Annotated in this window: 9 protein-coding genes; 5 read left to right on the forward strand and 4 right to left on the reverse strand. The window is 65.6% G+C overall.

Annotation, left to right across the window (positions count from 1 at the left end):
- Positions 1 to 18 precede the first annotated feature (18 nt).
- The 4 genes from fliD to CR105_RS19215 all read right to left on the reverse strand — a co-directional run bounded on the left by fliD (position 19) and on the right by CR105_RS19215 (position 5,872).
- Entirely contained in the window at positions 19 to 2,043 is a 2,025-nt protein-coding gene (gene fliD, locus CR105_RS19200; RefSeq protein ID WP_099791148.1) for a flagellar filament capping protein FliD, read from the reverse strand.
- Positions 2,044 to 2,135: 92 nt separating this feature from the next.
- Positions 2,136 to 2,498 (reverse strand): flagellar protein FlaG, encoded by a 363-nt coding sequence (locus tag CR105_RS19205; RefSeq protein ID WP_099791150.1) that lies wholly within the window; start codon positions 2,496 to 2,498, stop codon positions 2,136 to 2,138.
- Positions 2,499 to 2,573: 75 nt separating this feature from the next.
- Positions 2,574 to 4,046: a flagellin N-terminal helical domain-containing protein gene (locus CR105_RS19210; protein WP_099791152.1), complete on the reverse strand. Its 1,473-nt coding sequence runs from the start codon at positions 4,044 to 4,046 to the stop codon at positions 2,574 to 2,576.
- Between the two features lie 353 nt (positions 4,047 to 4,399).
- A complete protein-coding gene (locus tag CR105_RS19215; RefSeq protein WP_099791154.1) occupies positions 4,400 to 5,872 on the reverse strand; it encodes a flagellin N-terminal helical domain-containing protein in 1,473 nt (490 codons plus the stop codon).
- A gap of 498 nt (positions 5,873 to 6,370) precedes the next feature.
- Here CR105_RS19215 and CR105_RS19220 point away from each other — a divergent pair, with 498 nt between their 5' ends.
- The 5 genes from CR105_RS19220 to rfbC are packed head-to-tail and all read left to right on the forward strand — an operon-like array spanning position 6,371 to position 16,047.
- A complete protein-coding gene (locus CR105_RS19220; RefSeq protein ID WP_099791156.1) occupies positions 6,371 to 12,448 on the forward strand; it encodes a tetratricopeptide repeat protein in 6,078 nt (2,025 codons plus the stop codon).
- Positions 12,445 to 13,218, forward strand: coding sequence for a glucose-1-phosphate cytidylyltransferase (gene rfbF / locus CR105_RS19225; protein WP_099791158.1), 774 nt, complete (start codon positions 12,445 to 12,447; stop codon positions 13,216 to 13,218). The genes CR105_RS19220 and rfbF overlap by 4 nt, the downstream gene beginning before the upstream one ends.
- Entirely contained in the window at positions 13,215 to 14,288 is a 1,074-nt protein-coding gene (gene rfbG / locus CR105_RS19230; RefSeq protein ID WP_099791160.1) for a CDP-glucose 4,6-dehydratase, read from the forward strand. Before rfbF ends, rfbG begins: the two co-directional genes overlap by 4 nt.
- Complete coding sequence (locus CR105_RS19235) at positions 14,285 to 15,523, forward strand: class I SAM-dependent methyltransferase (RefSeq protein WP_099791162.1); 1,239 nt, start codon at positions 14,285 to 14,287, stop codon at positions 15,521 to 15,523. The genes rfbG and CR105_RS19235 overlap by 4 nt, the downstream gene beginning before the upstream one ends.
- Positions 15,520 to 16,047 (forward strand): dTDP-4-dehydrorhamnose 3,5-epimerase, encoded by a 528-nt coding sequence (rfbC, locus tag CR105_RS19240; protein WP_099791164.1) that lies wholly within the window; start codon positions 15,520 to 15,522, stop codon positions 16,045 to 16,047. The genes CR105_RS19235 and rfbC overlap by 4 nt, the downstream gene beginning before the upstream one ends.
- Positions 16,048 to 16,066 lie beyond the last annotated feature (19 nt).

The following is a 16,066-nucleotide window of genomic DNA, read 5'->3' on the forward strand; positions in this document are numbered from 1 at the left end:
CCTTTCTGTTTTATCGGGTTACTGCGAAGCGAGGTTGGCGAACTGCGCCAGCTGCTGGGTCAAGAAATTGCTGGTCGTATTCATGCTGCTGATGGTCAGGTCGAGCGCGGTGAACTGCGCGCGGTAGCGCTTTTCAACCACGGCGAGTCGTGCAAGCAACGCCTCCTGGCTCTTGCCGAGGCCCTTGATCGACGCCGAGATGCCGTCGGTACGCGCCAGCAGCGAGCCGGTGGTGCCGAGGATCGAGGTGGCCAGCGTGTCGAACTGGTGCGCGTAGCCTTGCGAGTAATTGACGGTGCCGCGCGCGCCAATGGCGCCGCCGCCGACCGTCAGCGCCAGTCCTGCCGAGTCGCCCGAACTGCTGGTGAGCACCTGGCCGTTGCCGGTGGCGGGCATGCCGTTGACGGTGCCGGCGACGTCGAGCCCGGTTACCACGGTGGCGCCGCTGGCGACGAAGTTCAGGTTGGCCTGGCCGCTGCCGCCGGTGATCGACACGGTCGAGGCCGACCCATACTTATTCGACGTCATCGACAAGATGCCGCCGGGGGCGCTGACCGCGACGGCCGAGCCGGCAGCGGAAAACAGCGGCGCGCCGTTGATTTTCGACTGCACCTCGGCGGCCAGGTCGGCCGCGCTGGCATAGGTTTTTTGCGTCAGCTGGATGGTCGAACTGACGCCGTTGAGCAGCACCTCGAGCGTGTCGTTGCCGGCGCCGATCACCAGCGCGGTGCCGGTAACGGCGGCGGTGCCGGTCGCGCTGCCCTTGGTGGCAAGCTGCGACACGTCGAGTGCGTACGCGCCGGGCTTGGTGGCGCTGGTGAAGCCCTTGTAGCCGACCAGGCTGTCGCTGCTCTTGCCGACGGAAGCGAACAAGCCGGCGAAATCGCTAAAGTTGTTGGTGATCGCGTTGCCGAGCTTGGTGGCATCGACGGCCAGCGAGCCGTCCTTCTGTACCGCCACGCCGATTTCCGACAGCCTCGAAAAGGCGCTGGCGCCGCCGGTGATGGGGGCGGTAAGCACCGCGCGCACCTGGGCTTGCATGCCGCGCACCGACGCCTCGCCATTCAGGATCGCCGCGGTCTTGGTCGAGGCGTTGTAGGCAGTGGCATCGACGAAATTCTTGCTGATCTCGTTATAGGCCTTGACGAAGTCATTGACGGCGGTGGTCACCGCCGCGGTGTCGCGCGCGATGCTGATCGTGGTCGGCGTGGTCGTCGTCTTGAGCAGATTGAGCGTGACCCCGCCGATCACGTCGCTGGCGATATTGGCAGGCTTGGACACGGCGATGCCGTCGACGGTGAATTCGGCGTTTTGTGCGGTGGATTTTTGCACCAGCGCCTGACTGCCGGCCGGGTTGTGGTTGAGCAGCGTGCCCAAGCCGGTGTCCGGCGCCGTGTTGGCCACCGAGATCTTCATGCTGGCGGCCGCGCCGGTCGTGCTCGAGCTCAGCGACAGGCGGTACGGCGTGCCGCTGCCGTCGTTGACGATGGTGGCGGTGACGCCGATGGCGGCCTTGTTGATGGCGTCGCGGATGCCGCTGAGCGAGTCGTTGGTCGAATCGATGGTGACGGTCTTGACGCCGGAGCCGGCCGTGGTGAAGGTCGAGCCGGTGTATTTGCCGGTGACGGCGTCGTAGGCGCCGCCTGCAATGGTGCCGAAGTCGAACGTGATGACGCCTTTGCCGACCGGGGCGATGTCGCTGACAACGCCGCCGGCGACGAGTTTCTGCGCTTGCGCCAATTGGGTGACGTTGAGTGCGTAGGTGCCTGGCACGGCCGCCGCCGTGGCGCTGGCGGTGACGACGGTGGCGTCGGCGGCGCTGACCTTGAGCCCCTGGAATTTGCTGATGTCGGACAGGTTGCGCACCGACGTCTGGAACGAGGTCAGGGCGCCCTTGAGGGTGCCGAAGCCGGACAGCTTGGTCTGGTAGCTGGCCTCTTGCCTGGCCAGTTTCGTCAGTGGCTGGCGCTCGACCGACATCAGCTTCGAGACGATGCCGTCGACGTCGAGGTTCGAACCGATGCCTGCTGAGGAAAGTGCCATTTGTGCTCCCGCGAAAGTCTAGAATATAACTTGTTAACGGCAGTGGCTATTCGAACTTGAGAAGGGGATTCACCTTCTATTTCTGGCTAACACTAAGCCTTATCGCGGATGAGCAGACTGTCAAGCCGTTCGAGCGCCTTGGCGATCTCGAGCGCCTCTTTCGACGGCATCTGGCGGATCACTTCGTTGGTGTTGGTATCGATCACTTTGACGATGGCACGCGCGCTGTCGTCGTCGACCGAAAATTCGAGACCGGGGGCGCGCACCTGCAGCACCGTATTGATGCGTTTGAGGGCTTCGGGCAATTGCTGCTGCTCCTCGGCGGACGTCTCCTTGAGGCTGTCGGCGCCGCCGCTGCGCGCCGTGGCCTTGGGTGCCTGCGGCTCGATCGCGGCCTTGCGTTCGGCGGTGGCGGCGGCCGGAGCCGCGCTGCTGCTGATTTGACTGATATTCATGGTAAGTCCCAAATGTAGAAAAACCCGGACCGGAAAATCCGGGCCGGGTCAGGCATAGAACCAGATGCTTGGCGCTTAGCCGCGCAGCAGGGCCAGCACGCCGTTCGGCAGCGAGTTGGCCTGGGCCAGCATCGCAGTACCTGCTTGCTGCAAGATCTGGCCGCGCGTCAGCGAAGCGGTTTCTTTGGCGAAGTCGGTATCCTGAATCCGGCTACGCGAAGCCGACAAGTTCTCCGACGTCGTTTGCAGGCTGGTCACCACCGAAGCGAAACGGTTCTGGTAAGCACCGAGCGAAGCGCGCGAGCTGTTGACGTTGGCCAGGGCCGAGTCGAGCGTCGTCAGGGCCGCCTGCGCCCCTGCCGCGGTGGTCAGGTTCAGCGAGGACACGCCGGCGCCGGCGGTGGCCGTTGCCGCAGCGAACGTCACCGACTGGCCGGTCGCGGCCAGGCCGGTGGTGCCGCCGACCGTGATGCCTGCCGCGCCGCTCGAGGTGAGGGTCAGCTTCGACGTGGTGGTGGTGCCGGCCGACGAGGTTGCTGCGTTCAGGCCGGTGCCGGCGCCGCCGGCGGTGGTGGTCTTGACGGTGATGTTGCGGCCATCGGCAGCGGCCAGCGAGACGATGCCGGTCGCGTCGGCCGATGCGGTCACGCCGGTCTGGGCCGTTTTGGCGTTGATCGCCGCTGCGGTCTGGGTGCCGCGGTCGACCGCGTTGGTGCCGGCGCCGATGGCGCCGATGTCGACGCCGTTGATCAGCACGTCGCCGGTCGAGGTCGAGCCGAAGGCGGTTGCGACCTGGCCCACTGCGGCGGTGGCGCCGGTAGTTGCCGTGACACCGGTCTGGGCGCTGACAGCGTTGATGGCCGCAGCCTTGGCAATGCCGCTGGCAGCGCCGTCGGCGAACGAGACGCCGTCGGTGCTCGAGGCGCCGACGCTGTAGCCGTTGATCGACAGTTCGCCTGCGGTCAGCGCGGCCGAAGTGACGTTGCCGGTGCCGACCTTGGTGGCCGAGTAGCTCGAACCTGAACCGACGCCCAGGCTGCTGGCCTTGGCGCTGGAGATGGCATCGATCGAGATGCGGTCGTTGCTGGTGTTGTTGGCGCCGACCTGGAACGATTGCGATGTGAAAGTGCCGTCGAGCAGCTTGTTGCCGTTGAACGAGGAGCTCGAAGCGACGCGGTCGATCTCGGCGATCAGCGAGCTCGCTTCGTTGTTCAGCGATGCACGGTCGCTGGCGCTGTTGCTGCCGTTGGCGGCCTGCACAGCCAGTTCGCGGATACGCTGCAAGTTGGTACCGATCTGGGTCAGATCGCCCTCAGCCGTTTGCGCCAGCGAGATGCCGTCGTTGGCGTTACGGGCTGCCTGGTCGTTACCCCGGATCTGCGACGTCATGCGCTCGGAGATCGCCAGGCCTGCGGCGTCGTCCTTGGCGCTGTTGATGCGCAAGCCGGAGGAAAGGCGCTGCAGCGAGGTCGTCAGGGAGGTCTGCGACGAGCTCAGGTTACGCTGGGAATTAAGGGAAGCGGTATTGGTGTTGATGAATGCGGCCATGGTATTTCTCCAAACTAGGTATTTCTGGGGTGGGCGACGGTGCCCTTGTTCACATTGGTCTGTCTCGCTAATCCGGGACAATCAAGCCGCAGTTGAATCTGGTAACGGTGCTGCGTTCAAAAAGTTGATACTGGAAAACATTAATTATGTTTATTTTTGCCCTTTAATTCGGGTGGGCGGTCCCGTTAAACGGCAGGAGATGGCAAATCTTTAGGTGATAAATAATTTATTTCATGACGAAAGGCGGACGCGTTTTGTAATCGAACTGGCAACATGTCGACGCCGCGCGCAAAAGCAAAAAAGCCCGACCCGGAAGATCCGGGCCGGGCTCAGCGAGCAGGAGCGGTTGGCGATCAGCCGCGCAGCAGCGCCAGCACGCCGTTCGGCAGCGAGTTGGCCTGGGCCAGCATCGCGGTACCGGCTTGTTGCAAGATCTGGCCGCGCGTCAGCGAAGCGGTCTCTTTGGCGAAGTCGGTATCCTGAATCCGGCTGCGCGAGGCCGACAAGTTCTCCGACGTCGTTTGCAGGCTGGTCACCACCGAGGCGAAACGGTTCTGGTAAGCACCGAGCGAAGCGCGCGAGTTGTTCACCGTGGCCAGGGCCGAGTCGAGCGTCGACAGGGCCGACTGCGCCCCTGCCGCGGTGGTCAGGTTCAGCGAGGACACGCCGGCGCCGGCGGTCGCCGTTGACGCAGCGAACGTCACCGACTGGCCGGTCGCGGCCAGGCCGCTGGTGCCGCCGACCGTGATGCCGGCCGCGCCGCTCGAGGTGAGGGTCAGCTTCGACGTGGTGGTGGTGCCGGCCGACGAGGTGCCGGCGTTCAGGCCGGTGCCGGCGCCGCCGGCGGTGGTGGTCTTGACGGTGATGTTGCGGCCATCGGCAGCCGCCAGCGAGACGATGCCGGTAGCGTCGGCTGATGCCGTCACGCCGGTCTGGGCCGATTTGGCATTGATGGCCGCTGCGGTCTGGGTGCCGCGGTCAACCGCGTTGGTGCCGGCGCCGATGGCGCCGATGTCGACGCCGTTGATCAGGACGTCGCCGGTCGAGGTCGAGCCGAAGGCGGTTGCGACCTGGCCCACTGCGGCGGTGGCGCCGGTAGTTGCGGTGACGCCCGTCTGGGAGCTGACCGCGTTGATGGCCGCAGCCTTGGCAATGCCGCTGGCGTCGGCATTGGCGAACGAGACGCCATCGTTGGTCGAAGCGCCGACGCTGTAGCCGTTGACGGCCAGTTCGCCGGCGGTCAGCGCGGCGGTGGTGACGTTGCCGGTGCCGACCTTGCTGGCCGAGTAGCTCGAACCGGAGCCGACGCCGAGACTGCTGGCCTTGGCGCTGGCGATGGCATCGATCGAGATGCGGTCGTTGCTGGTGTTGTTGGCGCCGACCTGGAACGATTGCGCCGTGAAGGTGCCGTCGAGCAGCTTGTTGCCGTTGAACGAGGAGCTCGAAGCGACGCGGTCGATCTCGGCGATCAGCGAACTCGCTTCGTTGTTCAGCGATGCACGGTCGCTGGCGCTGTTGCTGCCGTTGGCGGCCTGCACAGCCAGTTCGCGGATACGCTGCAAGTTGGTACCGATCTGGGTCAGATCGCCCTCGGCCGTTTGCGCCAGCGAGATGCCGTCGTTGGCGTTACGGGCTGCCTGGTCGTTACCACGGATCTGCGACGTCATGCGCTCGCTGATGGCCAGGCCGGCGGCATCGTCCTTGGCGCTGTTGATGCGCAAGCCGGACGAGAGACGCTGCAGCGAGGTCGTCAGGGCAGTCTGTGACGAATTCAAGTTACGCTGGGAATTGAGGGAGGAGATGTTGGTATTGATGAATGCGGCCATGATGTGTACTCCGAAACTGGGTGTTCTTGGTCGGGCGCCGTGCCCTTGGTCACATTGGTCTGTCTCGCTGTTCCGAAACAATCAAACCGCTGTTGTTGCTGGTAACGGAGGCAGGGGTGAAAAGTTGATGGGCCAATGTGTGAATAAATCCGCTTTTGCGCCCTACATATCGCTGCCGCTGCCCCGTTAGACGACAGCGATACCGACATCTTTAGGGGCAAAATAGTTTTATTATTGCCCGCCAAAACGGGCCGGCAGTGGCGATCAGGAAATTGAGCGGCGCCCCCGGGCGCGCGCATCGTTGCGTGGATGTCAACACAAGGGCGCCGCGCGGTTTTACTTCGAAGCATAAAGTTCTGTACAAATTAGTGCGCTTGGGTAAGAATCGCCCGGTTAAACAGTCGTCCGGCGTGAGGCCCGGGCGCCCGCGTACTGCGATCCGAAACACACTGCCAGGCGCATACCTGACTCGGCTTATCTCAATTTCAAGGTTTTTGCATGAGCAAACCCAGGCAACAGGGCAACCCGTCTTCCCAGCTGCAGAGCGCGATCGAGCATCACCAGGCCGGGCGCCTGGAGCAGGCCGACGCCATCTATCGCAAGTTGCCCAACAATGCCGATGCGGTGAACCTGTCCGGTGTCGTCGCTTATCAGAGCGGCCGCCATGCACAGGCCGTCGAGTTGTTCAGGAAAGCGATCCGCGCCATTCCGGCCAACGCCACTTACCACTTCAACCTGGGATTGGCCTGCCGTGCGCTGGACCGGCTCGGCGACGCCCGCATGAGTTACCAGAAGGCGGTCGCGCTGGCGCCGCGCTATATCGATGCGCTCAACAATCTCGGGGTGGTGTTGCGCGACCTCGGCCAGTTCGATGAGGCGGTCAAGTGCTATTACAAGGTCATTTCGCTCAATCCCGACTATGTCGACGCCTACGCCAACCTGGGCGCAGCGCTCAAGGACCAGGGCAAATTCAGCGAGGCGGCGGCGTATTGCCGGCTGGCGCTCGAACGCAATCCCGACCATGTCGGCGCCCTCGGCAACCTCGGCGCGGCGCTGAACGAACTGAACCTGCACGACGAATCGATTGCCTGTTCGCTGCGCGCGCTGGCGCTCGATGCGCACTGTGTGGACGCCCACAACAACCTCGGCGCCGCGCTGAAGGAGCAAGGCAAGCTGGACGACGCGGCCATCAGCTACCGCACTGCGCTGGCGCTGCGGCCCGATTCGAGCGTTCTGCATTTCAACATCGGCAGCCTGCGCGCGACTGAGGGCAAGGCGGACGAGGCGGCGGCGTGCTTTGCGCAGGCATTGCAGATCGCGCCGGAATTTGCGGACGCGTCGAACAGCCTCGGCGCCGTCCTGCTTGGCCAGGCAAAGCTGCAGCAGGCCAGTGTCTTGTTTCAGCGAGCCATGCAATCGGCGCCGACGCGCGCGAAGGCCCTGAACAATATGGGCAATGCGCTGCTGTACGAGGGCAAGCTCGACATGGCAATCGCCACTTTCGAGCAAGCGCTGCAGGAGGGCGCCGATCCGACCATTTGTTTTAGTAATTTGCTGTTTAGCCACAACTACCATCCGACCCTGTCTGCCGAGGCGATCTTCGCGCTCTACCAGCGCTGGAACGAACAGCTGGCCGCGCCGCTTGCAGACTCCCTGCCGCCGCCGCCGAACCGCCCCGACCCCGCCGCGCGCCTGAAGATCGCCTATTTGTCTGGCGACTTCAGAAATCACTCGGTGATCCACTTCGCCGCGCCGCTGATCGAAAACCATGATCGCTCGCGCGTCGAGATCTCTTGCTATCACAACTCGTACGTGACCGATGACCAGAGCCGGCGCATCATGGCCGCCGTCGATCACTGGATACCGTGCCGGGCGATGTCCGACGCCGAACTGGCCGATCGCATCCGCGCCGACGGGATCGACGTGCTGGTCGATTTGTCCGGACACACCCTCGGCAACCGCCTGCTGGTGTTCGCGCGCAAGCCGGCGCCGGTGCAGGTGTCGTGGATGGGATTTGGCTACACCACAGGGCTGGCGGCGATGGATTATTTCATCGGCGACGCCTTGTTCACGCCGCCCGAGGCGGACGCGCTATTTGCCGAAACGGTGTACCGCCTGCCATGCCCGCCGTGGGCCTACCAGCCGCAGGCGGAAGCGCCCGAGCCGGGGCCGCTGCCGGCGCGCCGGCGCGGTTACGTGACGTTTGCCTGCGTCAGCGCGACCACGCGCATCCATGCCCCGCTGGTGGCGGCGTGGGCGGCCATCCTGCTTCGCCTGCCCGAGGCACGCCTGCGGCTCGACACCAGCATGTTCCGCGACGCCGATGTGCGGCGCGACTTCGAGGCGCGGTTCGCCGCGCTCGGCGTGCCTGCCGAACGGCTCGAGATCGGCTATACCTCGCCGGTGTGGCAGGTCTATCAGGAAGTCGATATCGTGCTCGACTGCTTTCCGCACAACTCGGGCACCACCACATTCGAAGCGTTGTGGATGGGGCTGCCCGTGGTATCGCTGGCCGACCGGCCTTCGGTCGGGCGCTTTGGCGCCTCGATCCTGTCGGCCATCGGCAAGCAGGAGTGGGTCGCCACCAGCCATGACGACTATGTCGGGCGCGCGGTGGCGCTGGCGCAGGATGTCGCTGCGCTCGAGCGCACGCGCGGCGCGTTGCGCGACACGATGCGGCACTCGCCGTTCCTCGACCATGCTGCGTTTGCGCGCCACATGGAAGCGGCGTTTCGCGATATGTGGCAACGCTGGTGTGCAACGCAATCGGCGGCCATGCCACTGTCGCTCGAAGACGCCATCGTGCATCATCGCGCCGGCCGGCTGCAGGAAGCAGAAGCGGCGTATGCGGCGCTGCCGGACAGTCCGGACGCGCTGCATCTGCTGGGCGTGATTGCATCCCAACAGGGCGACAACGCGGTGGCGGTGCAGCGCATTACCGGCGCCATCGTCATCAACCCGGGCCAGGCGGCCTATCACTGCAACCTTGGCGCGGCCTATCAGGCGCTGCACCGGCACGACGAGGCCATCGCCAGCTATCGGCAGGCGCTGACGCTGCAGCCGGATTACGCGCTGGCGCTCAACAACCTGGGCAATGTACTCAACGATAGCGGCAGACCTGAGGAAGCAATTGCCAGTTTTGGAAGAGCGCTCGCAGTGCAGCCCGATTACGCCGATGCCCACAGCAATCTTGGCAGTTTGTTCAAGCGTCTCGGGCGGAACCTGGACGCCGTCGCCAGTCTACGCAAAGCGATCGAGCTCAACCCGGCGCTTGCACAAGCGCATTTTAATCTGGGCAATGCGTTGAGCAGTATTGGCCAGCTCGACGACGCGTTGGCTTGTTTCGAGAACGCGTTGCAGATCGACCCCGACTTCGCCGACGCGCATGGCAATCTGGTATTTGGCGCCAACTACCATCCGACCCTGTCTGCCGAGGCGATCTTCGCGCTCTACCAGCGCTGGAACGAACGGCTGGCCGCGCCGCTGGCCGATTGTCTGCCGCCGCCGCCGAACCGGCCCGATCCCGCCGCGCGCCTGAAGATTGCGTACGTGTCGGGCGACTTCAGAAACCATTCGGTGATCCACTTCGCCGCGCCGCTGATCGAAAACCATGATCGCTCGCGCGTCGAGATCTCTTGTTATCATAACTCGTACGTGACCGATGACCAGAGCCGGCGCATCATGGCCGCCGTCGATCACTGGATACCGTGCCGGGCGATGTCCGACGCCGAACTGGCCGATCGCATCCGCGCCGACGGGATCGACGTGCTGGTCGATTTGTCCGGACACACCCTCGGCAACCGCCTGCTGGTGTTCGCGCGCAAGCCGGCGCCGGTGCAGGTGTCGTGGATGGGATTTGGCTACACCACAGGGCTGGCGGCGATGGATTATTTCATCGGCGACGCCTTGTTCACGCCGCCTGAGGCGGACGCGCTATTTGCCGAAACGGTGTACCGCCTGCCATGCCCGCCGTGGGCCTACCAGCCGCAGGCGGAAGCGCCCGAGCCGGGGCCGCTGCCGGCGCGCCGGCGCGGTTACGTGACGTTTGCCTGCGTCAGCGCGACCACGCGCATCCATGCCCCGCTGGTGGCGGCGTGGGCGGCCATCCTGCTTCGCCTGCCCGAGGCACGCCTGCGGCTCGACACCAGCATGTTCCGCGACGCCGATGTGCGGCGCGACTTCGAGGCGCGGTTCGCCGCGCTCGGCGTGCCTGCCGAACGGCTCGAGATCGGCTATACCTCGCCGGTGTGGCAGGTCTATCAGGAAGTCGATATCGTGCTCGACTGCTTTCCGCACAACTCGGGCACCACCACATTCGAAGCGTTGTGGATGGGGCTGCCCGTGGTATCGCTGGCCGACCGGCCTTCGGTCGGGCGCTTCGGCGCCTCGATCCTGTCGGCCATCGGCAAGCAGGAGTGGGTCGCCACCAGCCATGACGACTATGTCGGGCGCGCGGTGGCGCTGGCGCAGGATGTCGCTGCGCTCGAGCGCACGCGCGGCGCGTTGCGCGACACGATGCGGCACTCGCCGTTCCTCGACCATGCGGCGTTTGCGCGCCACATGGAAGCGGCGTTTCGCGATATGTGGCAACGCTGGTGTGCAACGCAATCGGCGGCCATGCCACTGTCGCTCGAAGACGCCATCGCGCATCATCGCGCCGGCCGGCTGCAGCAAGCTGAAGCGGCGTATGCGGCGCTGCCGGACAGTCCGGACGCGCTGCATCTGCTGGGCGTGATTGCATCCCAACAGGGCGACAACGCGGTGGCGGTGCAGCGCATTACCGGCGCCATCGGCATCAACCCGGGCCAGGCGGCGTACCACTGCAACCTTGGCGCGGCCTATCAGGCGCTGCACCGGCACGACGAGGCCATCGCCAGCTATCGGCAGGCGCTGGCACTCAAGCCGGACTTTGCCCTTGCCCACAACAACCTGGGCAATGCGCTGAACGAGCTGGGCAGGCCGGAAGAGGCGATCGCCAGCTTTCATCGGGCGCTCGCGGCGAACCCTGACTATGCCGACGCGCATAGCAATTTGGGCAGCCTGTTCAAGGCCCTTGGCCGCAACGACGAAGCAGTGACCAGCTACCGGCAGGCGATCGCCATCGATCCCGGGTTGGCCGAAGCGCATTTCAACCTCGGCAATGTGCTGCACGTGCAGATGCACCTGAATGCCGCGATTGACAGTTTTCTCGCCGCGCTCGCCATCAGGCCCGAGATGCATGTGGCGCACAACAACCTGGGGCTGGTACTTAAAGATATCGGCAAACTCGATGATGCGCTGACGTGTTTCGAGAACGCGCTGGTGCTGGCGCCCGATTACCCCAGCGCCCACAGCAATCTGCTGTTTTGCGCCAATTACCACCCCACCTATTCGGCCGAGCGCATTTTTGCGGCATACCAGCGCTGGAACGCGTCCCAGGCGGCGCGCTTTGCGGCCAACCCGCCGGCGCTGCTGAACCCGCGCGATAGGTCGCGGCGCCTGAAGGTGGGCTATCTGTCGGCCGACTTCAGGAACCACTCCGTGATCCATTTCGCCGGGCCGCTGATCGAGCACCACGACAAGTCGCGCGTCGAGGTGTTCTGCTACGCCAACCAGCGCGAGCATGACGCGCATACCGACCGCATGGTCGTTGCAGCCGACCACTGGCTGCCCTGTTCGCACCTGTCCGACGATGACCTGGCCGCGCGTATCCGTGCCGACGGCATCGACGTGCTGGTGGATGTCTCCGGCCATACCCTGGGCAATCGCCTGCTGGTATTCGCGCGCAAGCCTGCTCCGGTGCAGGTGTCGTGGATGGGATTCGGCTACAGCACTGGCCTGTCCGCGATGGACTACTTCATCGGCGACGCCCAGTTCACGCCACCACAGGCGCAGGCGGTGTTCTCCGAAACGGTGTACCGCCTGCCGCGCGCACCATGGGCCTACCAGCCGCAGGACACGGCGCCGGAACCTGGTCCGTCGCCGGCGCGCGCGCGCGGCTACGTCACGTTCGCCTGCGTCGCCACCACCACCCGGCTGCATGCCGGACTGATCGAGGCGTGGGCCGCCATCCTTCTCAGGCTGCCGAAGGCCCGCCTGCGGCTCGATACCCGCACGTTCAGCGACCCGGACCTGTGCCGCGACGTCGAGGCGCGCTTCGCCGCCCTTGGCGTGCCGGCCAGCCGCCTGCAAATCGGATTTACCTCGCCGGTGTGGCGGGTGTACCAGGAGGTCGATATCGTGCTCGACTGCTTCCCGCACAATTCGGGCACCACCACCTTCGAGGCATTGTGGATGGGCCTTCCGGTGGTGTCGGTGCTGGACCGGCCGTCGGTAGGGCGCTTCGGCGCCAGCATCCTGACGGCCATCGGCAAGCAGGAATGGGTCGCGCCCGACCATGTCGCCTACGTCGAACTGGCCGTCGCGATGGCGCAAGATCTGCCTTCAATGGAACGCCTGCGCGGCTCGCTGCGCGACACCATGCGCAATTCGCCGTTGCTCGATCACGCCGGCTTTGCGCGCGACATGGAAGCGGCTTACCGCGACATGTGGCTAGCATGGTGCGATCGGCCCGCTACCCAGGGAGAGCCGGCATGAAGGCCGTCATTCTCGCCGGCGGCCTCGGTACCCGCATTCTCGAAGAGAGCCACTTGCGGCCCAAGCCGATGATCGAAATCGGCGGCAAGCCGCTGCTGTGGCACATCATGAAGACCTACTCCCAACACGGCATCCACGATTTCGTCGTCTGCCTCGGCTACAAGGGGTATGTCATCAAGGAGTACTTCGCCAACTACTTCCTGCACATGTCCGACGTCACGTTCGACCTTGAGAAGAACAGCATCGAGGTGCATGAGCGCCACGCCGAATCGTGGCGCGTGACGCTGGTCGACACCGGCGCCGACACCATGACGGGCGGGCGCCTGAAGCGGGTCGAACGCTACCTGGTGCCGGGCGAACCGTTCTGCTTCACCTATGGCGACGGGCTGGCCGATATCGACATCACGCGCGAAATCGCGTTCCACAAGGCGCATGGCCGGCTGGCCACGGTGGCCGCCGTGCAGCCGCCTGGGCGTTACGGCGCCCTGCTGCGCCAGGGCGACAAGGTGACCGGCTTCCAGGAAAAGCCGCGCGGCGACGGCGGCTGGATCAATGGCGGTTTCTTCGTGCTGCAGCCGGAAGTGGTCGGCTACATCGACAGCGACGCCACTAGCTGGGAGCTCGAGCCGATGGCCGCGCTGGCGGCCGACCGGCAGATGATGGCCTTCGAGCATGCCGGCTTCTGGCAGCCGATGGACACGCTGCGCGAGAAGAACCAGCTCGAGGACATGTGGCAATCGGGCCAGGCGCCGTGGAAGGTGTGGACATGAACGCGCCGGCCAGCCTCGGTCCCGTGTTCGACGGCCGTTCCGTGTTCGTCACCGGCCACACCGGCTTCAAGGGCGCATGGCTGTCGCTGTGGCTGGCGCGGCTCGGCGCGCGCGTCACCGGCTACGGCCTGCCGCCGTCCACCACGCCCAGCCTGTTCGACCTGGCGCGGGTGCGCGGCACGCTCGCGCGCCACATCGAATCGGACGTGCGCGACCTGGCAGCGCTGACCGCGGCGATGCAGGCGGCGGCGCCCGAGGTGGTGTTTCACCTGGCGGCGCAGGCGCTGGTGCGGCGCGGCTATCGCGATGCGCCCGACACTTGGTCGACCAACGTGATGGGGACCGTCAACCTGCTCGAGGCGGTGCGCGCCTGCCCCAGCGTCAAGGCGGTGGTGGTGGTGACGACCGATAAATGCTACGAGAACCGCGAGTGGCCGTGGGGCTACCGCGAACACGATGCGCTCGGCGGCAGCGACCCTTACAGCGCCAGCAAGGCCGGCGCCGAACTGGTCGTGCACAGCTACCGCAGCAGTTTCTTCGCCGCCGGCGGCCCGCAACTGGCGTCGGCCCGGGCCGGCAACGTCATCGGCGGCGGCGACTGGAGCGAAGACCGGCTGCTGGCCGATGCCGCGCGCGCGGCTGTTGCCGGCACGTCGCTGCTGATCCGCCATCCGCACGCGACCCGTCCGTGGCAGCACGTGCTCGAATCGCTGCACGGCTACCTGCGCCTGGCGACGCTGCTGCTCGACGGCCAGGGCAGGCACGCCGAGGCCTTCAATTTCGGGCCCGACGCGGCCGACAACGTGTCGGTGGCCGAACTGCTCGGCCGCCTGCAGCCGCACTGGCCGGAACTGCGCTGGCAGCTCGACCAGTCCGGCGCCGCGGTGCCGCATGAAGCCAATTTCCTGTATCTCGATTCGAGCAAGGCGCGCCGGCAGCTGGACTGGACGCCGACGTGGAACCTGGCCACCTGCCTCGAGCAGACCGCGGCCTGGTACCGCGCCGTGGCGCTGCGCCCGGCGGACGCACGCGCGATCTCGGAACGACAACTCGATCGATTCTGCCAATGAACAGCTGCCCCACCTGCCGCGCCTGCGGCGCCGACCTGGTTCACACCTTTGCCGACCTCGGCGTGTCGCCGGTATCGAACGCCTTCGTCAAAGCCGGCGACGCCGAACGTGGCGAGATGTTTCACCGCCTGCACGCGCTGGTGTGCGACCGCTGCTGGCTGGTGCAGCTGGCCGGCGGCGGCGGCGCCGAGTCGCATTTCCATGACGACTACGCCTATTTTTCGTCGTTTTCCAGTTCCTGGCTGGCGCACGCCAAGCGCTACGTCGACGCCATGATCGCCCGCTTCGGGCTCGACACCGGCAGCCGGGTGATGGAAATTGCCAGCAACGACGGCTACCTGCTGCAGTACTTCGTCCAGGCGCGGATCGCCTGCACCGGCGTGGAACCGACCGCCAACACCGCGGCGGCGGCGCGCCGCGTCGGCGTCGACACGCGCGAGCTGTTCTTTGGCCGCGACACCGCCAGCAGGTTGCTGGCCGAGACGGGGCCGGTCGATCTTCTGCTTGGCAACAACGTCCTTGCGCATGTCCCGGACATCAACGATTTTGTCGGCGCCATGCCGACGATGCTGAAGCCCGACGGCGTCGTCACGCTGGAGTTCCCGCATTTGCTCAGGCTGATCGCGGAGAATCAGTTCGACACGTTGTATCACGAGCATTACTCGTATCTGTCGCTGACCGCCTTGACTCCGGTGTTCGCGCGGGCCGGGTTGCGCGTGTTCGACGTGGAGCACCTGCCGACCCATGGCGGCAGTGTGCGCCTGTTCGCCTGCCGCGCCGCGGCGACCCACGCCGACAGCGCTGCGGTGGCGCTGTGCCTGGAACAGGAACGCGCCGCCGGCCTGACCAGCCTGGAGACCTACGCCGCGTTCGGCGAGCAGGTGCGCGAGACCAAGCGCGCGCTGCTGACGTTTCTGATCGACGCCAAGCGGGCGGGCCGCCGGATCGCCGCCTACGGCGCCCCTGCCAAGGGCAACACGCTGCTGAACTATTGCGGCGTAGGCACCGATTTTATCGATTTCACGGTCGACAGGAACCCGCTCAAGCAGGGCCGTCTGCTTCCCGGCAGCCGCATCCCGGTGCTGGCGCCGCAAGCGGTGTTCGACAGCCGGCCCGACTACCTGCTGATCCTGCCGTGGAATATCAAGGACGAGGTGATCGACCAGATGGCCGGCATCCGCGCCTGGGGTGGCCGCTTCGTGGTGCCGATTCCGACGCTCGAGATCCTGCCATGAAATTTACCGCCACGCCGATCGCCGGCGCCTTCGTCGTCGAGATCGAACCGCATGCCGATGCGCGCGGCCTGTTCGCCCGCACCGTCTGCGACGACGAATTCGCGCGGCACGGCCTGAATGCGCGCTTTGTCCAGCAAAGCATCTCGCGCAGCGTCGGGCGCGGGGTGCTGCGCGGGATGCACTTCCAGGCCGCGCCGCACGAGGAGGAAAAGCTGGTGCGCGTCACCGGCGGCGCGATCTGGGACGCGATCCTCGACCTGCGGCCGGCCTCGCCGAGCTTTCGACAGTGGTTCGGCATCGAGCTGTCGTCGCACAACCACGCCGCGCTGTACATCCCGAAAGGGGTGGCGCACGGCTTCCAGACCTTGACCGACAGCGCCGAAGTGCTGTACCAGATGACGGCGCCGTACACCCCGGCGGCCGAACGGGGCGTGCTGTGGAGCGACCCCGCCTTCGGTATCGCCTGGCCGCTGGCCGATCCGATCGTCTCGGCGCGCGACCAATCCCATCCTTTGTGGCAGTAACGCAGTAACTATTCGGAGA

The organism is Massilia eurypsychrophila (assembly GCF_002760655.1).
GTDB lineage: Bacteria > Pseudomonadota > Gammaproteobacteria > Burkholderiales > Burkholderiaceae_D > JAFCUW01.